General features: G+C 72.3%; 20 protein-coding genes. 10 read left to right on the top strand and 10 right to left on the bottom strand.

Going from position 1 to position 22,567, the window contains the following annotated elements; all coding sequences use genetic code 11:
• The first annotated feature begins 260 nt into the window (after window positions 1–260).
• The 4 genes from P696_RS45940 to P696_RS0116350 all read left to right on the top strand — a co-directional run bounded on the left by P696_RS45940 (window position 261) and on the right by P696_RS0116350 (window position 3,833).
• Window positions 261–1,856, top strand: a complete 1,596-nt coding sequence (locus P696_RS45940; RefSeq protein ID WP_084337610.1) for a hemolysin family protein — start codon at window positions 261–263, stop codon at window positions 1,854–1,856.
• Window positions 1,853–2,887 carry a hemolysin family protein gene (locus tag P696_RS0116360; RefSeq protein ID WP_026413187.1) on the top strand — a complete coding sequence of 345 codons (1,035 nt, stop codon included), beginning with the start codon at window positions 1,853–1,855 and terminating at the stop codon, window positions 2,885–2,887. Before P696_RS45940 ends, P696_RS0116360 begins: the two co-directional genes overlap by 4 nt.
• Before the next feature lie 154 nt (window positions 2,888–3,041).
• Entirely contained in the window at window positions 3,042–3,275 is a 234-nt protein-coding gene (locus tag P696_RS0116355; RefSeq protein WP_026413186.1) for a hypothetical protein, read from the top strand.
• A gap of 3 nt (window positions 3,276–3,278) precedes the next feature.
• Window positions 3,279–3,833 carry a Clp protease N-terminal domain-containing protein gene (locus P696_RS0116350; protein ID WP_026413185.1) on the top strand — a complete coding sequence of 185 codons (555 nt, stop codon included), beginning with the start codon at window positions 3,279–3,281 and terminating at the stop codon, window positions 3,831–3,833.
• Between the two features lie 512 nt (window positions 3,834–4,345).
• Here the strand turns inward: P696_RS0116350 and P696_RS0116345 are convergent.
• Together P696_RS0116345 and gndA are read right to left on the bottom strand one after the other, a co-directional pair.
• On the bottom strand, window positions 4,346–6,853 hold the full coding sequence (locus P696_RS0116345; RefSeq protein ID WP_026413184.1) for a DEAD/DEAH box helicase: 2,508 nt from the start codon (window positions 6,851–6,853) through the stop codon (window positions 4,346–4,348).
• Window positions 6,854–7,123: 270 nt separating this feature from the next.
• Window positions 7,124–8,563, bottom strand: coding sequence for an NADP-dependent phosphogluconate dehydrogenase (gndA, locus tag P696_RS0116340; protein ID WP_026413183.1), 1,440 nt, complete (start codon window positions 8,561–8,563; stop codon window positions 7,124–7,126).
• A 145-nt stretch (window positions 8,564–8,708) separates the two neighbouring features.
• On the opposite strand from gndA, the gene P696_RS45935 reads away from it, so the two are divergent.
• The 3 genes from P696_RS45935 (at window position 8,709) to P696_RS45925 (ending at window position 13,133) form a co-directional block, all read left to right on the top strand.
• Window positions 8,709–9,596, top strand: coding sequence for a beta-phosphoglucomutase family hydrolase (locus P696_RS45935; protein WP_084337608.1), 888 nt, complete (start codon window positions 8,709–8,711; stop codon window positions 9,594–9,596).
• The gene (locus tag P696_RS45930) at window positions 9,593–11,998 is read left to right on the top strand and encodes a glycoside hydrolase family 65 protein (protein WP_051467741.1); all 2,406 of its coding nucleotides are present in this window, start codon (window positions 9,593–9,595) and stop codon (window positions 11,996–11,998) included. The genes P696_RS45935 and P696_RS45930 overlap by 4 nt, the downstream gene beginning before the upstream one ends.
• 97 nt (window positions 11,999–12,095) lie before the next feature.
• On the top strand, window positions 12,096–13,133 hold the full coding sequence (locus P696_RS45925) for a hypothetical protein (protein ID WP_157429741.1): 1,038 nt from the start codon (window positions 12,096–12,098) through the stop codon (window positions 13,131–13,133).
• A gap of 60 nt (window positions 13,134–13,193) precedes the next feature.
• Here the strand turns inward: P696_RS45925 and soxR are convergent, their stop codons facing one another.
• From soxR to P696_RS0116290, 7 genes are all read right to left on the bottom strand, one after another.
• Window positions 13,194–13,721: a redox-sensitive transcriptional activator SoxR gene (soxR, locus tag P696_RS45920; protein ID WP_051467739.1), complete on the bottom strand. Its 528-nt coding sequence runs from the start codon at window positions 13,719–13,721 to the stop codon at window positions 13,194–13,196.
• A gap of 114 nt (window positions 13,722–13,835) precedes the next feature.
• Window positions 13,836–14,402, bottom strand: coding sequence for a DUF421 domain-containing protein (locus P696_RS0116315; protein WP_026413182.1), 567 nt, complete (start codon window positions 14,400–14,402; stop codon window positions 13,836–13,838).
• A gap of 118 nt (window positions 14,403–14,520) precedes the next feature.
• Window positions 14,521–16,341 (bottom strand): phosphoenolpyruvate carboxykinase (GTP), encoded by a 1,821-nt coding sequence (locus tag P696_RS0116310; RefSeq protein ID WP_026413181.1) that lies wholly within the window; start codon window positions 16,339–16,341, stop codon window positions 14,521–14,523.
• Between the two features lie 176 nt (window positions 16,342–16,517).
• Complete coding sequence (locus P696_RS0116305) at window positions 16,518–17,636, bottom strand: ABC transporter ATP-binding protein (RefSeq protein WP_245627692.1); 1,119 nt, start codon at window positions 17,634–17,636, stop codon at window positions 16,518–16,520.
• Window positions 17,633–18,388 (bottom strand): ABC transporter permease, encoded by a 756-nt coding sequence (locus P696_RS0116300; protein ID WP_157429785.1) that lies wholly within the window; start codon window positions 18,386–18,388, stop codon window positions 17,633–17,635. The genes P696_RS0116305 and P696_RS0116300 overlap by 4 nt, the downstream gene beginning before the upstream one ends.
• Before the next feature lie 77 nt (window positions 18,389–18,465).
• Window positions 18,466–19,257, bottom strand: coding sequence for a molybdate ABC transporter substrate-binding protein (modA, locus tag P696_RS0116295; RefSeq protein ID WP_026413178.1), 792 nt, complete (start codon window positions 19,255–19,257; stop codon window positions 18,466–18,468).
• 52 nt (window positions 19,258–19,309) lie between these two features.
• Entirely contained in the window at window positions 19,310–19,702 is a 393-nt protein-coding gene (locus P696_RS0116290; RefSeq protein WP_026413177.1) for a helix-turn-helix domain-containing protein, read from the bottom strand.
• Between the two features lie 181 nt (window positions 19,703–19,883).
• Here P696_RS0116290 and P696_RS0116285 point away from each other — a divergent pair, with 181 nt between their 5' ends.
• From P696_RS0116285 to P696_RS45910, 3 genes are all read left to right on the top strand, one after another.
• The gene (locus tag P696_RS0116285; RefSeq protein ID WP_026413176.1) at window positions 19,884–20,873 is read left to right on the top strand and encodes an alpha/beta hydrolase; all 990 of its coding nucleotides are present in this window, start codon (window positions 19,884–19,886) and stop codon (window positions 20,871–20,873) included.
• 18 nt (window positions 20,874–20,891) lie between these two features.
• Window positions 20,892–21,341 (top strand): PPOX class F420-dependent oxidoreductase, encoded by a 450-nt coding sequence (locus P696_RS45915; protein WP_034485290.1) that lies wholly within the window; start codon window positions 20,892–20,894, stop codon window positions 21,339–21,341.
• A 239-nt stretch (window positions 21,342–21,580) separates the two neighbouring features.
• Window positions 21,581–22,177: a hypothetical protein gene (locus P696_RS45910; RefSeq protein ID WP_157429739.1), complete on the top strand. Its 597-nt coding sequence runs from the start codon at window positions 21,581–21,583 to the stop codon at window positions 22,175–22,177.
• A gap of 78 nt (window positions 22,178–22,255) precedes the next feature.
• Here the strand turns inward: P696_RS45910 and P696_RS0116270 are convergent, their stop codons facing one another.
• Window positions 22,256–22,459: a hypothetical protein gene (locus tag P696_RS0116270; RefSeq protein ID WP_026413175.1), complete on the bottom strand. Its 204-nt coding sequence runs from the start codon at window positions 22,457–22,459 to the stop codon at window positions 22,256–22,258.
• Window positions 22,460–22,567: the final 108 nt, after the last annotated feature.

The following is a 22,567-nucleotide window of genomic DNA, read 5'->3' as shown; positions in this document are numbered from 1 at the left end:
GCGGCGGGGAACCGTCGGCACCGAGGCGAAGGTTTCATTCCACGACCGGACGACCGGTAACCACGATTCCCGTCCACCCGGGCAGCAGCCCCGGTGTGAACGGCGGGAGGCGCGGCACCCCACAGAACCAACTCAGCGCGCTGACCAGGGCCCCGCGGGGGCGGCGGGGTCGCGGGTGCGAAAGGGTAGGGAAGATCCAGTTCGGGGAACGTACCGGGGACCTGGGCGCGCGGACGGGTGGCGCCCGGAAGGAGGGCGGGATGACCGCGGCGCTCGGACTGCTCGCGGTCCTGCTGCTGACGGCGGCGACCGGGTACTTCGTCGCGCAGGAGTTCGCGTTCGTCACCGCGGACCGGCCGGTCCTGGCGGAACGCGCCGCGGACGGCGACCGGGCGTCCGAACGCGCGATCCAGGTCATGGAGCGGTTGTCGTTCATGCTCTCGGGCGCGCAGCTCGGCATCACGGTGACCGCGCTGGTCGTCGGTTTCATCGCCAAGCCCGCGCTCGCCGACCTGCTCGCCCCGGCGCTGCGCGCGGCGGCCGTCCCGGACGGCGTGGTCGGCGGGATCTCGGTGACCGCCGGGTTCGTCCTCGCCACGGTCATCCAGATGGTGCTGGGCGAGCTGTTCCCCAAGAACCTGGCCCTGGCCCGCGCGGAGCGGCTGGCCCGGGCGCTCGCCCCGTCGACGCTGGTGTACATGACCATCGCGGGCCCGGTGATCCGGCTGTTCGACGCCGCCGCGAACCGGCTCGTCCGGGCCGCCGGGATGGAGCCGGTCGCGGAGCTGCACCACGGCGCGACGCTGGAGGAGCTCGGGCACATCATCGGCGAGTCCGGCGAGCAGCTCGGCGACAGCCAGGCCGACCTGCTGGAACGCGCCCTGGAGTTCTCCGACCGGGACGCCGAGGAGGTCATGGTCCACCGGGTGGACGTCGTGACCGTCCCGGCGGACGCCCTCGCGTCCGAGCTGACCGACGTCGTCATCGCGCACGGCCACTCGCGCTACCCGGTCGTCGGCGACAGCGTCGACGACGTGCTCGGCGTGGTCGGGCTGGACGACCTGATCCAGCTCAGCCCCGAGCAGGCGGAGCACACGCCGGTGCGGGACCTGGTCCGTCCGGCCGTCCTGCTGCCGTCGTCGCTGCCGCTGCCGCAGGTGGTCGCCGAGCTGCGCCGCCACGGCGATCCGCTGGCCTGCGTGGTGGACGAGTACGGCGGCTTCGCCGGGCTTCTGACCTGGGAGGACGTCGCGGAGGAACTCGTCGGGGAGATCGCCGACGAGATCGACGCGGACCCCGAGCTCGCCATCCGCTCCGGCGCGTGGTGGACGACCGACGCGGGCCTGCGGGTGGACGAGGTGCAGCACGAGACCGGCATCGACCTGCCCGAAGGGGACTACGAGACCGTCGCGGGCCTGCTCCTCCAGCGTCTCGGCCGGGTGTCGGAGCCGGGCGACGTCGTCCGCATCAGGCTGCACCCGGAACGCGTGGACGACCCGCCGCGCGAGGCCGTCGTCGAGGTGCTGACCATCCACCGGCACGTCCCGGAACTGATCCGCGTCTGCGTCGTCCCCCTCGGCGGCACCCCGCCCACGATCAACACCGGCGGTTCGGGTGGAATCGCCACCAACACCGTGACCAGGAGCGGAACCGTCATTCCGGCGAAGAACCGAGCACGTGCCGACCGCAAGAACGGAACCGGAACCCCCGGAAGCAAGAGCACCAACGGAAGCGGCTCCGACGGACGGGGACCCGAACGCAAACGCACACCCGGGCAGGGCGGAGGAACGGGCGGAGCCGCGAACGAAGGCGGCAAGCCGTCCGCTGAGCGGAACGGGGAGGGCGGCGCGCGATGAGTTTTCCGGTCGGTGTTCTGTTGACGTTGGCGCTGCTGGCGGGGAACGGGTTCTTCGTGGCGTCGGAGTTCGCGCTGGTCGCGGCCCGGAGGCCGCGGCTGGAGAAGGCCGCGGCCGAGGGCGACCGGAAGGCGGCGTCGGCGGTCGCCGGGATCCGGGAGCTGTCGCTGATGCTGGCGGGGGCGCAACTCGGCATCACGATGTGCTCGCTGGGCCTCGGCGTGGTGTCCGAGCCGGTGTTCGCGGAGACGCTCGCGACGCTGTTCCACCACGTCGGGGCACCTCAGGGCGCGGCGCATCCGATGGCGTTCGTGCTCGCGCTGGCGTTCGTGACGTTCCTTCACATGGTGCTCGGTGAGATGGCGCCGAAGTCGTGGGCGATCATCGATCCGGAGCGGTCGGCGACCGTGCTCGCGCCGCCCTTCAGGAGGTTCGCCCGGTTCGTCCGGCCCGCGCTGGCCGCCCTGAACGGACTGACGAACCTGCTGCTGCGCCTGGTCGGCGTCCGGCCGAAGAACGAGGCGGAACTGTCCCGCACTCCGGAGCAGCTGCGCAGCCTGGCCGTCGAGTCGCGGCGGCTCGGGCTGATCGCGGAGACCGACCTGAACCTGCTGACCGCCGCCCTGGACGCGCCGCGCGCACCGCTCGCCGGGCTGGTGATCCCCACCGCGCGGATCGTGTCGGTGCCCGCGGAGGCGTCCCCGCAGGAGGTCATCGACGCCGCCGTCCGCACCGGGCACACCCGCCTGGTCATCGCGGACCCCGCGGTCACGGCGTCCGACGGCGGCCCCGCACGGATGGTCCACGTCCGGGACGCGTACCTCGCGCGCGCACGCGGCCGGGAAACCCCCGCCGGTGACCTGGCGCACCCGATGCCCCGCCTGTCCCTCGCGACCGCGGTCGCCGAGGCGGTCGCCGTCCTGCGCGACCAGCACAGCCACCTGGGCCTGGTACTCCGCGAGGACGGCCGCACCGTAGGCATGGTCAGCCTCGACGACCTCCTCACCACCCTCCTGGCCCCCGCGACCTAACCCACCCCACACCTCACCCACCCCACACCTCACCCACCCCACGCCTCGCCTCCCGCACCGCGCCCCCGGCCCCCTCGGGCCTTCGGTGGGAGGGTGGGCGCATTGGGCGTCAACCCTTGTTGACATGGCGAGCGCGTCAACTTACATTGACATCATGAGCGACGGAGTGAGGCTCGCCCAGGAGGCGAGCAGCCGGGACCCGGCCGTGGGGCTGCGGGCCGTCCGCGCGCTGCGTGATCTGGCCGAGCGGCTGGAGGCGCTGCAGGTGGACAACGCCCGCGAGCAGGGATGGTCCTGGCAGGAGATCGCGGTCTGCCTCGGCGTCAGCCGGCAGGCGGTGCACAAGAAGCACGGCGGGGGACGCCGCATCCTCAGGAAGGAGAACTAGAAGATGTTCGAACGGTTCAGCACCGACGCCCGCGAGGTCGTGAAGGCCGCGCAGGAGGAGGCCCGGAGCCGGGGCGACCGGGGGATCGGGACCGAGCACCTGCTGTTCGCCCTGACCCGTGACGCGGGCCCGGCCGGTGAGGCGCTCCGCGACTGTGGCGTGTTCCGCGGCGCGGCCGAGGAAGCCGTGGACGCGCTGCCCGACCGGGACGGCCTGGACGGCGAGGCCCTGCGCGTCCTCGGCATCGACATCGACGCCGTCCGGGACGCCGCCGAGGACGCCTTCGGCCCCGGCGCCCTGGACTCCCCGCGCGGCCCCCGCCGGGGCCACTCCCCCAAGGGCCACATCCCGTTCAAACCGGAGGCGAAGAAGGCGCTGGAACTCAGCCTCCGGCAGTCCCTGCGGCTCAAGCACAAGTACATCGGCTCGGGGCACCTCCTGCTGGGCCTGCTCCAGGACCGGCGCTTCCCCGCCGCCCGCGCCCTCACCGGGGCGGGAGTGAACCTGGACGCCCTCCGCGACGACGTCACCCGCCGCATCCCGCCCCAGGCCGCCTGACCCGGCGACAACCGCGACCAGCCTGGATCGAACCAGCGCCCGCGCCGCGGGGTGGACGTTCAGCGACCCAGGAATCGGGTGAGGAGCGCCTCGCACGCACGACGACGCCGGTCGTCCCGCGCGAACCGGCGAGCACATTCGGTACGCACCCATCCGGGCGACGCGTTCTTCCTGATCACACGAGGACGAGGCGTACTCGCACGCCCTGACGGCGTCCCACCCGGGCCGGACGACGGCCTGACCGCATCGGACGGAGCCCCACCCGCGCGAGGTGTCGGTCGTGGGCGGGGCGTCGTCCGGGGCGAGGAGCGCAAGCCGGACGACGCCTCCGGACCCGCGCCAGCCGACACGGACACCCTGGGCCCACATGCGACCTGGACGCCCGCGGCCGCCCCGCCCCGGTCCCCCAAGGACGCGGCGCGGAGAACGACGGCACGGGACGTCCCGCCCAGCCCCCGCCCTCAGACCCAGCCCCGGACGACGCGCGCGCGGAGGGCACGGAGGGCGCGGGGTTAGAGGCGGTCGACGGCGGTGACGCGGATGACGGCTTCGCCTGCCTGGTCCGATCCGGCGAGGTCGACCTCGGCGCTGATGCCCCAGTCGTGGTGGCCCTCGGGGTCGTCGAAGGCCTGGCGGACGCGCCACAGCTCGTCCTCCGGGACCTCCTCGATCTGGAGCAGCTTGGGGCCGCGGGCGTTCGGGCCGGTCAGCAGCTCCTCGTGCTCCTCGAAGTAGTCGTCCATGGCGTCCGCCCAGGCGTCCGCGCCGAAGTCGGGGTCGAGGTCGCCGAGTTCGGCGTACCGCTCGAGCGCGGCCAGCTCCACGCGCCGGAACATCGCGTTGCGGACCAGCACGCGGAACGCGCGCGCGTTGGCGGTGACGCGGGTGACGCGCTCCTCGAAGGCGACCGCGAGGTCGTCGTCGGACGGGTTGGCGAGCTGCTCCCACTCGTCCAGCAGGCTGGAGTCGACCTGGCGGACCAGCTCGCCCAGCCACTCGATCAGGTCGATCAGGTCGTCGTTCTTGATCGACTCGGGGACGGTCTGCTGGAGCGCCTTGTACCCGCCGGACAGGTACCGCAGCAGCAGCCCCTCCGTGCGCGCCAGGTCGTAGTGGCCGATGTACTCGGTGAAGGTCATCGCCCGCTCGTACATGTCCCGGACGATCGACTTCGGGCTGAGCGGGTGGTCGCCGACCCACGGGTGGCCCGCCCGGTACACCTCGTAGGCGGCCTCCAGCTGCTCCTCGAGGGGCTTGGGGTAGCTGACCTCCTGGAGCAGCTCCATCCGCTCCTCGTACTCGATGCCCTCGTTCTTCATCTCCTGGACGGCCTCGCCGCGCGCCTTGTTCTCCTGCGCGGCGAGCACCTGGCGCGGGTCGTCCAGGGTGGACTCGATCACCGACAGGACGTCCAGCGCGTACGTCGGGGAGCCCGGGTCGAGGATCTCGAACGCGGCCAGCGCGAACGCCGACAGCGGCTGGTTGAGGGCGAAGTCCTCCTGCAGGTCGACGGCGATCCGCGCGTAGCGGCCCTGCTCGTCCGGCTCGTCCAGGGCCTCGACCACGCCCCCGGCCAGCAGCGACCGGTAGATCGCGATGGCGCGGGAGATGTGCCGCCGCTGGGACGCGCGGTCCTCGTGGTTGTCGGTGAGCAGGCTCTTCATCGCCTGGAACGCGTTGCCCGGACGGCCGATCACCGACAGCAGCATCGCGTGGCTGACCTGGAACCGGGACGTCAGCCGCTCCGGCTCGGCCTGCTGGAGCTTGGCGAAGGTCTCCTCGTCCCAGCCGACGAAGCCCTCCGGCGGCTTCTTCCGCTGGACCTTGCGGCGCTTCTTCGGGTCGTCCCCGGCCTTGGCCAGGGCCTTCTCGTTCTCCACCACGTGCTCGGGGGCCTGCGCGACGACGTAGCCGATGGTGTCGTACCCGGCGCGTCCGGCGCGTCCGGCGATCTGGTGGAACTCGCGGGCCCGCAGCCGCCGGACCCGGTGCCCGTCGTACTTGCTGAGCGCGGTGAACACGACCGTCCGGATCGGGACGTTCACCCCGACGCCGAGCGTGTCGGTCCCGCAGATGACCTTGAGCAGGCCCGCCTGCGCCAGCCGCTCGACCAGCCGCCGGTACTTCGGCAGCATCCCGGCGTGGTGCACGCCGATCCCGTGCCGGACGAACCGGGACAGGTTCCGCCCGAACCGCGTGGTGAAGCGGAAGTTGCCGATCAGCTCGGCGATCTTCGCCTTCTCCTCCTTGGTGCAGACGTTGATGCTCATCAGGGACTGCGCCCGCTCGACCGCCGCCGCCTGGGTGAAGTGGACCAGGTAGATCGGGGCCTTCTGCTCGCCGAGAAGCTGCTCGATGGTCTCGTGCAGCGGCGTGAGCCGGTACTCGTACTTCAGCGGGACGGGCCGCTCGGACGAGGTGACCAGCGCGGTCGTCCGGCCCGTCCGGCGGGCCAGGTCGGCGCGCAGGAAGTCGACGTCGCCGAGCGTGGCCGACATCAGCAGGAACTGCGCCTGCGGCAGTTCCAGGATCGGCACCTGCCAGGCCCAGCCCCGCTCGGGCTCGGCGTAGAAGTGGAACTCGTCCATGACGACCACGCCGATGTCGGCGTCCCGGCCGTCCCGCAGCGCCATGTTGGCGAGCACCTCGGCGGTGCAGCAGATGATCGGGGCGTCCGGGTTGACCGAGGCGTCCCCGGTCATCATCCCGACGTTCTCGCGTCCGAACATCTCCACCAGGTCGAAGAACTTCTCCGACACCAGCGCCTTGATCGGCGCGGTGTAGAACCCCACCTGGTCGCGGCCGAGCCCGGCGAACAGGGCCCCGGCCGCCACCAGCGACTTCCCCGACCCGGTCGGGGTGGCCAGGATCACGTTGTTCCCGGAGACCACCTCGATCAGCGCCTCCTCCTGCGCCGGGTACAGCGTGATCCCCCGGCCCGACACCCATCTTTCGAACGCCTCGAAGAGGCTGTCGGCATCGGCGTCGTTTCCGGAGGGCAACTGGTCGAGAAGGTTCACACGACCATCCTGCCCTTCCCCACGCACTGCCCACGCCAAATCACCGTCCCGATGCGCCCTTCGTCCCCGGCGCAAAGCCCCTTCGGGCCCGGCCCGGCGCATTTCCATTGGTCGTCCCGACACTCAGAGTTAGCGTCATGTCAGCGCCTTCTGACAGAGCAGCCGGTCGGAGCGCTGTGCCACCGGCAGGGCCTCCCGGCCCGCATCCTGCCGTGCGGGACAGGTAGCCCCTGCCCAGAGGCAGGGGCCGTCGCGGACGTCCGGCAGGGTTCAGGCCGTGATCTCCTTGCGCGGGGTGTCCGCCCAGAGGGTGTGGAAGGTGCCGTCCCTGTCGGTGCGGTGGTAGGTGTGCGCGCCGAAGTAGTCGCGTTGGGACTGGATCAGGGCGGCGGGCAGGCGGGCCGCCCGGAGCGAGTCGTAGTAGGCCAGGGCCGCCGCGAAGCCGGGCACCGGGATTCCCTCGCGGACGGCCGTGGCGACCACCTCGCGCCAGGCGTCCTGGGCGTCGGCCAGGGCCTCGGCGAAGTCGGGCGTGGTGAGGAGGGTCGGGGTGCCGGGGTCGGCGGCGTAGGCGGCGCGGATGCGGTCGAGGAACTTCGCTCGGATGATGCAGCCGCCGCGCCAGATGGCGGCGGTCGCGCCGAGGTCGATGTCCCAGCCGTACTCGGCGCTGCCCGCCTGGATCTGGTGGAAGCCCTGCGCGTAGGCGACGATCTTGGACGCGTAGAGGGCCTTCTCGACCTTGTCGGCGAAGGCGTCGCGGTCGGCGACCGGGGTGCGGGACGGGCCGGGCAGGGCGCGGGCGGCCTTCCGCAGGCCGGCGTGGCCGGAGGTCGAGCGGGCGAAGACGGCCTCGGCGATGCCGTTGACCGGGGTCCCGAGGTCGAGGGCGGTCTGGACGGTCCAGCGGCCGGTGCCCTTCTGCTCGGCCTGGTCGAGGACGACGTCCACGAACGGACGGCCCGTCTCCGGGTCGGTGTGCGCGAGGATGTCGGCGGTGATCTCGATCAGGTAGGAGTCGAGGCGTCCGCCGTTCCAGGCGCGGAAGATCCCGGCGAGCTCGGCGGGCTCGAAGCCGCCCGCGTGCCGGAGCAGGTCGTAGGACTCGGCGATGAGCTGCATGTCGGCGTACTCGATGCCGTTGTGCACCATCTTGACGAAATGGCCCGCGCCGTCCGGCCCGATGTGGGTGGTGCAGGGGTCGCCGTCCACCTGCGCGGCGATGGACTCGAACAGGGGACGCAGGGCCTCCCAGGACTCGGCGGACCCGCCCGGCATGATGCTCGGGCCGTTCAGCGCGCCCTCCTCGCCGCCGGACACGCCCGTCCCGACGAAGTGGATGCCGCGTTCGCGGAGCGCGGCCTCGCGGCGGCGGGTGTCGAGGAAGTGCGCGTTGCCGCCGTCCACGATGATGTCGCCCGGTTCCAGGAGGGAGGCGAACTCCTCGATCACCGCGTCGGTGGGCGCGCCCGCCTTCACCATGACGACCACGCGCCGGGGACGCTCGAGGGACGCGACGAACCGGCCGGCCGTCTCGGCGGGCAGGAACGTCCCCTCGTCGCCGAACTCCTCGACCAGGGCCTTCGTCCGGGCCTCGGTCCGGTTGTGCACCGCGACGGTGTAACCGTGACGGGCCAGGTTCCTTGCCAGGTTGCGGCCCATCACGGCCAGCCCGGTGACGCCGATGTTCGCCTTCTGAGTGCTTGTCACTTGGTTTTCCTCACTCGTCGTCAGCATCCCCAACGGGTGTAGTACCCGTCTGTTCGGGCAACCGGGCGGCGAAGGCCCTTGTTCCGGGTATGTACTTGGCCACGGGGAAGGCGCCGATCACGAAGCCTACGACTTAGGGGAAACATTGCTGGGACTGCCGGAGGGGGTCGAAGCGTGCCTTTTCGACCTCGACGGAGTACTGACCGCGACGGCCGCCGTGCACGCGGCGGCGTGGAAGCGGATGTTCGACGAGTTCCTGAAGGAGTGGGCCCTGCGGCACGGTGAACCGTTCGTCCCGTTCGACGTCCGGAGCGACTACGGCCCGTACGTGGACGGCAAGAAGCGCGAGGACGGCACCCGCTCGTTCCTGGAGTCGCGCGGCATCCACCTGCCCGAGGGCTCCCCGGACGACCCGCCGAGCGCCGAGACCGTCCGCGGGCTCGGCAACCGCAAGAACCGGCTCGTCCTCAAGATCATCGAGGAGGACGGCGTCAAGGTGTTCCCGGGATCGGTCGACTTCGTCCGCGCGGCCCGCGCCGCCGGGCTGAGGACGGCCGTGGTGTCGTCCAGCGCCAACACCGCGCAGGTGCTGCGCGTCGTGGGCATCACCGACCTGTTCGACGCGCGCGTGGACGGCGTCGTCGCGGCCGAGCGCAAGCTGCCGGGCAAGCCCGCGCCGGACACCTTCCTCGCCGGGGCCGAGGCGGTGGGCGTCCCCGCCGCCCGCGCGGTCGTGTTCGAGGACGCGCTGGCCGGCGTCGAGGCCGGGCACCGCGGCGGTTTCGCCTACGTCGTCGGGGTCAACCGGCTGGACGCCGAGCACGCCGCGGGCCTGCGCGAGCACGGCGCGGACGTCGTCGTGGACGACCTGTCCGACCTCCTCAAGCCCGACCTGCCCGAACCCGCCCCGCTCAGGCCCGGCCTTCCCAAGGCCGACGCCCCCAAGCCCGGCGCCCCCAAGCCCGGCGCTCCCCGGCCCGGCGCTCCCACGTCCGGCGCTCGCGAGACCGGCGCTCCCGAGGAGGACCAGTGACCGAGTCGGACACCCGCGCCTCGAGCGCCCAGCACGCGCAGTTCCTGGTCGAGCCCTGGTGCGTGCGCGAGCCCGAGCTGCGCCTGGACCGGCTGGCCCAGAGCGAGTCGGTGTTCTCGCTGTCCAACGGCCACGTCGGCCTGCGCGGCAACCTGGACGAGGGCGAGCCGCACGGCCTGCCCGGCACCTACCTGAACTCGTTCTACGAGCGGCGTCCGCTGCCGCAGGCCGAGGCCGCCTACGGCGTGCCGGAGACCGGGCAGACCGTGATCAACGTGACGAACGGGAAGGTCATCCGCCTGCTGGTGGACGACGAGCCGTTCGACGTCCGGTACGGGCGGGTCCACTTCCACGAAAGAGTCCTCGACCTGCGCGCCGGGACGCTGTCCCGGGACGTGGAGTGGACGTCCCCGGCGGGCCGCCGCGTCAAGGTCACCTCGACCCGGATCGTGTCGCTGACGCAACGCGCGGTCGCCGCGATCTGCTACGAGGTCGAGGCGGTGGACGACCCGGTCCGGGTCGTCCTGCAGAGCGAGCTCGTCGCGAACGAGGCGCTGCCCGACCTCGGCAAGGACCCCCGCACCAGCGCGATGCTCGAGCAGCCGCTGGTGTCGGAGGACCACATGTCCAACGGGCACCGGGTCGTCCTGGTGCACCGGACCCGGGAGAGCGAGCTGCGGATGGCGGCCGGGATGTCCCACGAGGTCACCTGCCCGGACGCCGCCGACCACGCCCTGGAGAGCCTGCCCGACATCGGGCGCCTCACCGTCGCGACCCGGCTCAAGCCCGGCGAGCGGCTGCGGATCGTCAAGTACATGGCGTACGGGTGGTCCAGCCAGCGGTCGCGGTCGGCGCTGAACGACCAGGTCGTCGGGGCGCTCGCGGCGGCCCGGCAGACGGGCTGGGAGGGGCTGCTGAAGGAGCACCGGGAGTTCCTGGACGACTTCTGGGAGGGCGCGGACGTCGAGGTCGACGGTGACGCGGAGGTCCAGCAGGCCGTCCGGTTCGCGCTGTTCCACATCCTCCAGGCGGGCGCGCGCGCCGAGCGCCGGATGATCCCCGCGAAGGGCCTCACCGGCCCCGGCTACGACGGGCACTCGTTCTGGGACACCGAGACGTTCGTCATGCCCGTCCTCACCTACACCTACCCGGACGCGGTCGCCGACGCGCTCGGCTGGCGGCACATGACGATGCCGCTCGCCAAGGAACGCGCGGGACAGCTCGGCCTGCCGGGCGTCGCGTTCCCGTGGCGGACGATCCGGGGCCAGGAATGCTCCGGCTACTGGCCCGCGGGAACCGCCGCTTTCCACATCAACGCGGACATCGCGGACGCGGTCGTCCGGTACCTGGACGCCACGCGGGACGAGCGGTTCGAACGCGAGGTCGGGCTGGAGATCCTGGTGGAGACCGCGCGGCTGTGGCGCGGCCTCGGCCACCACGACGTCGAGGGCGTGTTCCGGATCGACGGCGTCACCGGCCCGGACGAGTACACGGCCATCGTGGACAACAACGTCTACACGAACCTCATGGCGCGCCGGAACCTGCTCGAGGCGGCCGACACCGCCATGCGCCACCCGGACGTCTCCGACCGGCTCGGCGTCACCACCGAGGAGGCGGCGTCCTGGCGGGACGCGGCCGACCGCATGCGCATCCCCTACGACGAGCGGCTCGGCGTCCACCCCCAGTGCGACGGGTTCACCAACCACGCCCGCTGGGACTTCGCCGCCACCAAGCCCGACCAGTACCCGCTGCTGCTGAACGTCCCGTACTTCGACCTGTACCGGAAGCAGGTCGTCAAGCAGGCGGACGTGGTGCTGGCGCTGCACCTGTGCGGGGAGATGTTCACGGCCGAGCAGAAGGCGCGCGACTTCGCCTACTACGAGGCGCTGACCGTCCGGGACTCGTCGCTGTCGTCGCAGACGCAGGCCGTCGTCGCCGCCGAGTGCGGGCACCTGGAGCTCGCGCACGACTACCTCGGCGAGACCGCGCTGATGGACCTGCACGACCTGAACCGCAACACCCGCGACGGCCTGCACATCGCGTCCCTCGCGGGCGCGTGGACGGCGCTGGTCGCGGGCTTCGGCGGCATGCGCGCGAGCCGTGGCAGCCTCCGGTTCGCGCCGCGCCTCCCCGGCGGCATCAGCCGCCTGGCGTTCCGGATGCGCTACCGCGAGAACCTGATCAAGGTCACCGTCACCGGCGAGAGCGCGACCTACGAGCTCCTGGACGGCCCCGGACTCGTCCTCGGCCACCACGGCGAGGAGTTCCACCTGGAGAAGGAGGCCGTCGAGCGCGACATCACCCAGGAGCCCGCGCCCACACCGCCCACCCAGCCCGCGGGCCGCGAACCCACCCCGCGCCGCATGGACCCCCACGACCGCAGCCGCCGCCGGGTCCGCTGACCCTCCGGCACCGGACGGCCGCCTCCCTCCCACGGGGGAGGCGGTTCCGTCCGCCGGGGGAAGTGGACGGGGACCCGGCCGCGCGACGATCACGCCCGTGATCACATTGCGCGGAGCGCCGCAGGACGAGGCCCGGCGCGTCCGGGACCCGAAGTGGACGACCTGGACCGCCCCGGCGGCCTCGGCCACGGCGACGCTCTACGGCCTGCTCCAGGTCTACTGGAGCCTCGGGCACCGGCCCGCGAACCTGTCCCCGGTCGGCACCGACCTCGTGGCCTTCACCGGCTGGGGCGGCGTCACCCTGTGCGCGGTCGCGGCCATCGCCGCAACCACACTCACCACACTCCGGACGGCGGTCGCGCACTCGGCGGTACGGGTAAGGGTTCGGCGGCGGGGGCTGCTCGTGGTCGCCTGGGCGGCGAGTTTCGGGATGGTGGCGTCGTCGGCGCTGCTCTTGCTCGACGTCGTCGGCGCGCTCGCACCCGGCCTGGGCATCAGGTTCTATCCCGTCGGCGCGATGAGCCGCGCCGCCTGCCTGACCAGTGGGGTGCTGCTGGGCCTGGCGGCCCTCTCCCACCAGCGCCGCACGCGCGCCGGGTGCGCCCGCTGTGGTCGCGTCGGCGAGGTCCGGCGGCTGGACCGCGTCCCGCGCTGGGCGTTCTGGGCGGCCTATGTCTCCATGGCGGGCTGCCTCGGACGGATCGTCGCGCAGTACTGCGTCGGGTTCGGCCCCTCACCGCTCCACTCCGCCACGGCGATCGAGTTCGAGATCGGGTTCGTGCTGGGCGGCACCCTGCTGCCGATGGCGCTCGTCCACTCCTGGGGGCGCGTCTGGCCGCGCTGGGTCCCGGTCCTGGCGGGCCGTCCGGTGCCGCGCAGGCTGGTCCTGTGGCCCGCCGCCGGGATCTCGGGCGGGCTCGTCGTCTACTTCGGCCTGATGCTGCTCAAGATGATCAGCGAGCGGCTGCACGGCCGGAACCCCTTCCCCGACTCGGGCTCCGGGCCCGTCCGGCTCCCCGAGGCGTTCTTCTGGGTCGCCGTGCCCGCCTACTGGATCTGGGGCGTCGGCATGGCCGTCGCCGCCGTCGCCTTCCACCGCCTGACCCGTCCCGGCTGCCGCCGCTGCGGACGCTGACCGCACGTCACCACGACGGACACCGCGGGCCAGGCGCCGCCGACCGGACGTCGGTCCAGGTCAGCAGGCGTCGGCGCAGGGGTTGGTGGCGGCGGTGGCGGCCTTGCCGCCGGGCCGGGGACGGTCGCGGTGGCGTTCGACGAGGAGGCGGCGGGGGCCGGGACCCTCGTCGCCGAGCTGGTCGTAGGGGTTGGCGAGGGCGCAGGTCTTGAAGGACAGGCAGCCGCAGCCGATGCAGTCGGTGAGGTCGTCGCGCAGTTTCTCGAGTTGCGCGATGCGGTCGTCCAGTTCCGTGCGCCAGGTCTCGGACAGGCGGGCCCAGTCCTCGACGGTGGGGGTGCGCTCCTCGGGGAGGGTCGCGAGGGCCTCGCGGATCCGGTCCAGGGGGATGCCGACGCGCTGGGCGACCTTGACGAACGCGACGCGGCGCAGCGCGTCGCGGGTGAAGCGGCGCTGGTTGCCGGCCGTCCGGCGGCTGGTGATCAGCCCCTTGGACTCGTAGAAGTGCAGGGCCGAGACCGCGACCCCGCTGCGCTCGGCGAGCTGCCCGACGGTCAGCTCGTGGACCCTGAACTCCAACCTCGACATACCAGGGAGGTTACTCGGCCACCAGGCCGAGATCACCCGGCCGAATCACCGGGCCGAATCACCGGGCCGAGATCACCCGGCGGGGACCACCCGGCCGAAACAGCCCGGCCTGAATCACTTGGCCGCGAGGGCGGCCAGGTGCGCCTCGATCCGCTCCAGCCGGGCCCGCAGGTCCGCCATGTCGGTCTTGTCGGCGTTCTGCTCGCTCTCCCGCAGCCGGACGATCAGGGCCCCCTGGGGCTCCAGGGTGACCAGCCGGGTGTCGTGGACGCCGTCGCCGCCCTGCTCCATGATCCCCTGCACGACCTCCGCCTTGCCGAGGCCGAGCCGGAACAGCGCGCGCTCGCGCCACCGCCCGTTCCACACCAGGACGCTCGGGCTCCCGTGGACGAGCCGCTTCAGCCACGGCACCACCAGGACGACCCGGACGAACACCGCGTTCGCGCCGACCAGCAGGATCGCGCCGAGCGCGCCTCCCCACAGCGAGTTGTCCGGCCCGATGATGGCGTTCTGCACCACGTTCGACAGCAACAGCATCACGACGAAGTCGAAGCCGTTGAGCTGGGCGAGCTCGCGTTTCCCGGCGAGCCGCAGCAGGGCCACGATGAGCAGGTAGACCGCGAGGGTGCGGACCACCTTGTCGGCCACGGGGATCTCGATGTGCATCAGGGCGTGCCACATGCGCCCGACCCAATCACGCGGAAGAGGCCGCGTCCTGCCGGACGCGGCCTCTTTCGCTATCGGATCGGTCGCGGATCACCCGCTCGGTCACGGATCACCCACGCGGACCCTTTCCGGATCACTCGCCGAGGCGGTTCACCAGGGCCTCGTACTCGGCCCACAGTTCCTTCGGCAGGTGGTCGCCGAAGGTCTCGAAGTGGGCCGGGACCAGGGCGGCCTCCTGCTTCCAGACCTCGGTGTCCACGGTCAGCAGGGTGGTGAGGTCCTTGTCGGACAGGTCCAGGCCGTCCAGGTCGAGCGCGTCGCGGGTCGGCAGGTGGCCGATCGCGGACTTGGCGGCGTCGGCCTTGCCGTTGAGCCGGTCGACGATCCACTTCAGGACGCGGCTGTTCTCACCGAAGCCCGGCCAGATGAACTTGCCGTCGGCGTCCTTGCGGAACCAGTTGACGTAGTAGATGCGGGGCAGCTTCTCCACGTCGGTGGAACGGCCGATCTTCAGCCAGTGGCCGAAGTAGTCGCCCATGTTGTAGCCGCAGAACGGCAGCATCGCGAACGGGTCGCGGCGCAGCTCGCCAACGGTGCCCTCGGCGGCGGCGGTCTTCTCGGACGCGATGTTCGCGCCGAGGAAGACGCCCTGCTGCCAGTCGAAGGACTCGGTCACCAGCGGGACGGCGGTGGCGCGCCGCCCGCCGAACAGGATCGCCGAGATCGGCACGCCCTTCGGGTCCTCCCACTCCGGCGCGATGATCGGGCACTGCCCGGCCGGGGTGGTGAAGCGGGCGTTCGGGTGCGCCGCGGGCGTGTCCGACCCGGGCGTCCAGTCGTTGCCCTTCCAGTCGGTGAGGTGCGCGGGCGGCTCGTCGGTGAGGCCCTCCCACCACACGTCGCCGTCGTCGGTCAGCGCCACGTTGGTGAAGATGGAGTTGCCGTGGAAGGTCTTCACCGCGTTGGCGTTGGTGGCCTCGCCGGTGCCCGGCGCGACGCCGAAGAACCCGGCCTCGGGGTTGATCGCGTAGAGCCGGCCGTCCTCGCCGAACCGCATCCAGGCGATGTCGTCGCCGATGGTCTCGACCTTCCAGCCCGGGATGGTCGGCTCGAGCATGGCGAGGTTGGTCTTGCCGCACGCGGACGGGAACGCCGCCGCGACGTAGCGGGTCTCGCCCTCCGGCGGGGTGAGCTTCAGGATGAGCATGTGCTCGGCGAGCCAGCCCTCGTCGCGGGCCATCGTCGAGGCGATGCGCAGCGCGTAGCACTTCTTGCCGAGCAGGGCGTTGCCGCCGTAGCCGGAGCCGTAGGACCAGATCTCACGGGTCTCGGGGAAGTGCGAGATGTACTTGGTGGAGCTGCAGGGCCACGGGACGTCCGCCTGGCCCGGCTCCAGCGGCGCGCCCACCGAGTGGACGGCCTTGACGAACGAGCCGCGCTCCTCGATCAGGCGCAGCGCGCCCTCGCCCATCCGCGTCATGATCCGCATGGAGACCACGACGTACGGCGAGTCGGTGATCTCGACGCCGAGCTGGGAGATGTTGCCGCCCAGCGGGCCCATGCAGAACGGCACCACGTACAGGGTGCGGCCCTTCATCGCGCCCTTGAAGAGGTCGGCGAAGGTCGCCCGCATCTCGGCCGGGGCCACCCAGTTGTTCGTCGGGCCCGCGTCCTCCTCCTTCTCGGAGCAGATGAAGGTGCGGTCCTCGACGCGGGCGACGTCCGACGGGTCGGACGTGGCGTAGAAGCTGTTGGGACGCTTCGCCGGGTCGAGCCGCTTGAAGGTGCCCTGCTCCACGAGAAGTGAGGTCAGGCGCTCCCATTCCGCGTCCGAACCGTCGCACCATTCGACTCGCTCGGGCTGGGTCAGCTCGGCGATCCCGCGCACCCAGTCGACGAGCTCACGGTGACTGGTCGGGGCCTGGTCGAGGCCGGGGATCTCCTGGTTGGACACGGGCAACTCCTTCAGCTGTTCGCAGGATGTTTGCATCATGAGCAAATCTCGCGGCTTTTTCCATTTGGTCTGGACCAATCCAGAGGAGTTTTGGGGCATGCTGAGCCCATTTGTGATTGATGTCACCGGGAATCGGTCCCGCCCCAAGGACCAGCCCAACTGCTGATGCACCCCGCTCAAGCGGGGTATACCCGCACTTCCGTGGCCTTAACGGAAGCCCAGACCGGGCTGCCCTCGGCGAGCCCCAGGTCGGCCACGGCGGCGGCCGTCACGTCCGCCGAGACGCGCGGGCCATCCGGACCGGACGCGTCCGGTCCGGTGCCGTCCAGGCGGATGCGGAAGCGGTCTCCGCGGCTCTCAACTGCGGCGACACGGGCCTTCCAGAGGTTTCGCGGGCTTCCGTCGGGCCGGGACCGGTACAGCGCGACGGCGGACGGCTCGAAAGCGAGAAAAACATCACCCTCGAGTGAGGTGACGGCGTCGATCTTCAGGTTTCCGTCCGCGAGGGCCACGGTTCCTCCGTCCGCCCGGCCCCGGAAGAGGTTCAGCCCGACGAGCCGCGCCACGTAGGGGGTCCGCGGGCGCCGGGCGACCTCGGAGGGGACGCCCTCCTGGACGAGCCGGCCGCCCTCGATGACGACGAGCCGGTCGGCGAGGGTCAGCGCGTCCAGCGGATCATGGGTGACCATGACGGCCGCGCCCGCGAACCCGGCGAGGTGGCGGCGCAGCGCCGCGCGCACCTCCAGCCGGGTGTGGGCGTCGAGGGCGGACAGCGGCTCGTCCAGCAGCAGAAGCCCAGGCCGGACGGCCAGTGCCCGCGCCAGCGCGACCCGCTGCGCCTGCCCTCCGGAGAGCGCGCGCGGACGCGCCGACGCGTGCTCCGCGAGCCCGACATGCTCCAGCCACTCGGCGGCCCGGCGGCGCGCCTCGCGCCTGCCCGTCCCCTGCGCGCGCGGACCGAACGCCACGTTCTCCAGCGCGGACAGGTGCGGGAAGAGCAGGTACTCCTGGAAGACCATGCCGACACCGCGTTCGTCGGGCGGCAGGTTCGTCAGGTCCCGTCCGTCCACGCGGACGTGGCCGTCCGCGAGGGTGGTGAGCCCGGCGAGGGCGCGCAGCGCGGTGCTCTTGCCCGCGCCGTTCGGGCCGAGCAGCGCCACGACCTCGCCCGGCGCGGCCGTCAGGACGAGATCGAGATCGAAGCGTGGACGCCGCACGACGAGCCGCGCGTCCAGCCCCGGGCCGTCCGGGCGGCCCGAACCGTCCAGGCGGACCCGGTTCGCCGAGGCGGTCACGCGGCACCCGTCCAGCGGTCGCGGAGGCCGACGAGGACGGCCACCGACACCGCCAGCAGCACCAGGCTGAGCACGATCGCGGCCTGCGGATCGGTCTCCAGGGCCAGGTAGACGGCCAGCGGCATGGTCTGGGTGCGTCCGGGGAAGTTGCCCGCGAACGTGATCGTCGCGCCGAACTCGCCGAGGGCGCGGGACCAGCACAGCACCGCGCCCGCCAGGACGCCGGGCGCGGCCATCGGCAGCGTGACGCGGCGGAACACCGTCCAGCGTCCGGCGCCGAGCGTCGCGGCGGCCTCCTCGAACCGGGCGTCGGCGGCGCGCAGCGCGCCCTCCACGCTGATCACCAGGAACGGCATCGCCACGAACGTCTCGGCGAGCACCACCCCGGACGTGGTGAACGGCAGCGTGATCCCGAACGCGCGGTCGAGCCACTCCCCCACCAGGCCGCGCCGTCCGAGCACCAGCAGCAGCGCGACGCCTCCGACCACGGGCGGCAGCACCAGCGGGACGGTCACCAGCGCCCGCACCAGCCGGACGCCGGGGAACGGCACCCGCGCGAGCAGCCACGCCAGCGGCACCCCGAACAGCAGGCAGAGCGCGGTCGCGATCGTGGCGCTGACCAGCGACAATCGCAGCGCCTCCAGCACCTGCGGCTGGCCGAGGCGGGTACCGAGCGTCCCCCACGGGGCCCGGACGAACAGCCCGGCCAGCGGCAGCACCAGGAACACCAGGCCGACCAGCGCGGGCAGCATCAGCACGAGCGGCGGACGCCCCCGCGCCCGGTCCACCGACGTCGCTCCCTCCGGCGTTCGCCGCCCGCGCAGGACGGTCACGGCGACTCGAACCCCGCCGCGCTCAGCGCCGCCCTCCCCTGCTGCGACAGGACGTACTGGACGAACTCCCGCGCGAGCGCGGACTGCGGGGCCTTCGTGAGCGCCGCGATCGGGTAGGAGTTGATCGCCTTGGCCGACTCGGGGAACTCGATCCCCTCGACCTGCCCCGCGGCGGCCTTCGCGTCCGTGCGGTAGACCAGCCCGGCGTCCGCCTCACCGAGCCGGACCTTGGTCAGGACGGCCTTGACGTCCTGCTCCTGCGACACCGGCTTCACCGTGAGGTGCGCGGCGGCGAGCGCCTGCTTCGCGGCGGCCCCGCACGGCACCTGCTCGGCGCACAGCACGACCTTCAGCTTGGGCGCGGCCAGGTCGGCGAGCGCGTGAACCTTGGCCGGGTCCCCCTTCGGGACGGCGATGACCAGGCGGTTCTTGGCGAACACGGTCGGCTGCCCGGCCGCGTCGCCCGCGTCCGAGACGGTCTTCATCGTGGTGCCGCTGGCGGCGGCGAACACATCGGCGGGCGCCCCTTGCGTGATCTGCTGCGCGAGCGTCGAGCTGCCGCCGAAGTTGAACCGGACCTTCAGGCCGGGACGCGTCCCCTCGAAGTCCTTTCCGAGCCGCGTGAACGTCTCGGTGAGCGACGCGGCGGCGAACACGGTCAGCGTCTTGCCTCCGGATCCGCCGGATCCGCCGGATCCGCCGGACTTGTCGTCCTTGGTGTCACCGCAGCCCGCGGCGAGGGCCGCCAGGGACGACGCCGCCACCGCGGCCACGAGTACGCGTCTCAGCACAACGACTCCTCAGGGGGTTTCACAGCAGGGGGAAGGAGGCCGCCGGGGGTCAGCCCGCGTCGGGCCGCTCGACGACGACGGTGGTGGACTTCACGACGGCCTCGGCGACCACGCCCACCTCCAGGCCCAGTTCCTCGGCGGCCTCGCGGCTCATCAGCGACACGATCCGGAACGGCCCGGCCTGGATCTCGACCTTGGCCATGACCGTGTCGAGCACCACGTCCGTGACGATGCCGCGCATCCGGTTCCGCGCGGACGAGAAGCTCTCCCCCGGTTCCCGGGCCTGCCCGCGGACGAAGGCGGCCAGGTCGGCGCCGGGGACGATGCGGTGGCCGTGCTCGTCCCGGACGGCGGGCAGCCGCCCGCCGTCCACCCATCGGCGCACGGTGTCGGCGCTGACCCCGAGCAGGGCCGCGGCCTCGCTGATCCGGAAGTTCGTCACGACGAACACCCTAAACCCTCGCATCTACGACCTCTACCGGGAGATTCACCCAGAAGATGCGGGCAGAACAGCGCACTGTCCCTGGCTTTTGCGGCATCCGCCGGAACGCTTGTCCACCCACCGGAGCGATGGGACGATCAGAATCACGTTCGGGAGCGGTGCCGGGACCGAGGGAGTGGACGTGACGCGTGCGGAGCCCACCACGCTGGTGATCGACAGGCGCGGGACGGCGAGCCTGCGGTCGCGGGCCGTCGCCGCGGGCGTGCGCGGCCTGCTGCGGCCCCGCCTGGCGAAGGCGGCCGAGCGTCCGCTCACCGGCGGGGCCCTGCGTCAGGCCGCCGCGCTCGACAGGCTCGCCGGACGGGCCCGTCCGCCGCGCGGCACCCGCGTCGAGCCGGTCCGGTTCGACGGCTTCCGCGCCGAGTGGACGCACGGCCCCGGCGTCGGACAGGCCCGCGACCAGGTGATCCTCTACCTGCACGGCGGCGGGTGGATCTCGTGCGGGCTGAACACCCACCGCCGGATGGTGTCCCGGTTCAGCGCCGCCGCCGGGGTCCCGGCCCTGTCGGTCGACTACCGGATGATCCCGGCCGTCCCGTTCGAGGAGGAGGTCCAGGACTGCCTGACCGCCTACCGGAGCCTCCTCGACGACCGCGACGCGTCCGACATCGTGATCATGGGCGACTCGGCGGGCGGCTACCTGACCTTCGCGACGGCCCTCCGGGCCCGCGACGGGGGGCTGCCGTCACCCGCCGCGCTGGTCGCCCTGTCCCCGATGCTCGACATGGACCTCGACACCAAGCTCGCCCACGCGAACATGCGCCTGGACCCGTCCGCGCCCGGCCCGCTGCTGGAGCGCCTGGTGGCCGACTTCCTCTCCCACCTCGACCTCACCGACCCGACGATCTCGCCGATCCGCGCCGACCTGGCCGGGCTGCCGCCCGTCCTGCTGACGGCGGGCTCGACCGAACTGCTGTACTGCGACTCGGAGACCATGGCGAAGCGGCTCGTCCGGGCGGGCGTCCCGACGGTCCTCCAGGTCTGGCACCGGCAGATCCACGTGTTCCAGATGTTCGGCCCGCTGCTCCCGGAGTCCCGCGCGGCGATCGCCGACATGGGCGCGTTCGTCCGCCGGGCGCTCGCGGGCGCGGTTGACCTCAAGACACCTTGAGGTTCTAGCGTCGAAGGCATGACGACCACACCTGACGCGACCACCGCCTCACCCTTCAGCGAGAGCGAGCGCGCCTACCTCGCGACGCAGCGCCTCGGCCGCCTCGCGACCGTCGCCCCCGACGGGACGCCGAGCGTGCGCCCCGTCGGATTCCGGCTGAACGAGGACGGCACGATCGACATCGGCGGCCCCGACAACGCCGCCAGCTTCAAGTACCGCAACGCCAAGGCCCACCCGGCCGTGTCGTTCCTCGTGGACGACATGACCTCCCCGGACGACCCCGACGCCGTCCGGCCCGGCTGGGGACGCGGCGTCGAGATCCGGGGCCGCGCGGAGCCGATCAAGGGCGAGATGCACATCGGCAAGGGCTTCTTCAGCGACGACCTGATCCGCATCCACCCGACCCGCGTCGTCAGCTGGCACATCGACCCGGACGCCCCGAACGGATCCGCCCGCCCCGTCACCTAGCCCACCCCACCACCCAGGGGTCTCGGTGATCAGCGAGACCGCGTGGTAGGTGCTGCCGACGACCTGCGCGGCGCGCAGCAGCATCAGGTTGATCGTGCTCCGCGGAACCGGCCCGTTCCAGACCTCGTTGCGCACGATGCCGTCCCGTCGACGGCGCATGAAGGACGAGCTGGAGGGTAAAGGCGGGTCAAAACTTGATATTCCGACCTGGTCGGGAGGCAGTGATAATGACCGGGACCATGCGCGTGCCGAGAAGCCGGGGGGCGTTCAGCGGGGTTCTGCTCGTCCTGCTCGGAGTGTGGGGTGCGCTGCTGCCGTTCGTCGGGCCGTACGCGCACTTCGGCTTCCATCCGGACGAGACCTGGATCTACGGGACGGACCGCCTCGAACTGTCCATCGCGCCAGGCGCGGCGACGGCCCTCGGCGGGCTCGTCGCGCTGGCCGGGACGCACCGGGTGGTCGCCTCGGTCGGCGGATGGCTCGCGGCGCTCGGCGGCGCCTGGTTCGTCATCGGGACGCAGGTCGCCGTCCTGTGGGACGTGAACGGCATCGGCGACCCGCTCGGCGCAACCAGGGGCCGGCACCTGGCCGAGCAGCTCAGCGGGTTCTCCGCGCTCGGGGTCGTGATCGTCTTCCTGGCGGCGGTGGCGCTCGGCCGGTTCGCGGTCGTCGGCGTCCGTGAGACGACCGCCGAGGCGCCCGAGACGCCGTCCACCTTCAAGGACGAGACGGCGATCACGCAGCCGCTCAGGCGCTCCTACGGCCGCTACGCCCGCCAGCCCCAGCCGGACGACGGCGGCGACCGGCGCGTGGCCCCCGACGAGCCCGGAGTCTGAGCCCGCCGCGGCCCCCGCCGCCGACGGCTCAGCCGTCGCGGGAGCGCTGAGCCCGCCGCGGCCCCCGCCGCCGACGGCTCAGCGGTCGCGCGAGCGCATGTTCCGGACGGACTTGGTGGTCTCGAAGCTGCGCTTCTCCTCGTCGTTCGCGACGTCGTCGCGGTCGGTGAACATGCCCGCGAACAGGACGAGCAGGCCGACCGCGCCGATCCAGGGCTGCCGCCAGTAGAAGCCGGCCGCCACGAACCCGGCGGCCACGAGCACCAGCAGCAGAAGCCTCACGTCACACCCCTCGCCCCGACGGCCGCGGCACGCCCCGCCGGACCACCGGTCCGCGAGTAATGGAGAACTTACTCCGGGGCGTCGTAGGCATCCTGACACGACGAAGCC

This window comes from Actinomadura oligospora ATCC 43269, from assembly GCF_000518265.1.
Taxonomy (GTDB): domain Bacteria; phylum Actinomycetota; class Actinomycetes; order Streptosporangiales; family Streptosporangiaceae; genus Spirillospora; species Spirillospora oligospora.
This window is presented reverse-complemented; position numbering and strand designations above follow the sequence as displayed.

Bases quoted from the DNA above. Each gene is read 5' to 3' on its own strand.
- P696_RS45940 (WP_084337610.1), top strand. From the start codon at position 261: ATGACCGCGGCGCTCGGACTGCTCGCGGTCCTGCTGCTGACGGCGGCG.
- P696_RS0116360 (WP_026413187.1), top strand. From the start codon at position 1,853: ATGAGTTTTCCGGTCGGTGTTCTGTTGACGTTGGCGCTGCTGGCGGGG.
- P696_RS0116355 (WP_026413186.1), top strand. From the start codon at position 3,042: ATGAGCGACGGAGTGAGGCTCGCCCAGGAGGCGAGCAGCCGGGACCCG.
- P696_RS0116350 (WP_026413185.1), top strand. From the start codon at position 3,279: ATGTTCGAACGGTTCAGCACCGACGCCCGCGAGGTCGTGAAGGCCGCG.
- soxR (WP_051467739.1), bottom strand. From the start codon at position 13,721: ATGTCGAGGTTGGAGTTCAGGGTCCACGAGCTGACCGTCGGGCAGCTC.
- P696_RS0116315 (WP_026413182.1), bottom strand. From the start codon at position 14,402: ATGTGGCACGCCCTGATGCACATCGAGATCCCCGTGGCCGACAAGGTG.
- P696_RS0116300 (WP_157429785.1), bottom strand. From the start codon at position 18,388: ATGCTGCCCGCGCTGGTCGGCCTGGTGTTCCTGGTGCTGCCGCTGGCC.
- P696_RS45915 (WP_034485290.1), top strand. From the start codon at position 20,892: ATGACGACCACACCTGACGCGACCACCGCCTCACCCTTCAGCGAGAGC.
- P696_RS45910 (WP_157429739.1), top strand. From the start codon at position 21,581: ATGCGCGTGCCGAGAAGCCGGGGGGCGTTCAGCGGGGTTCTGCTCGTC.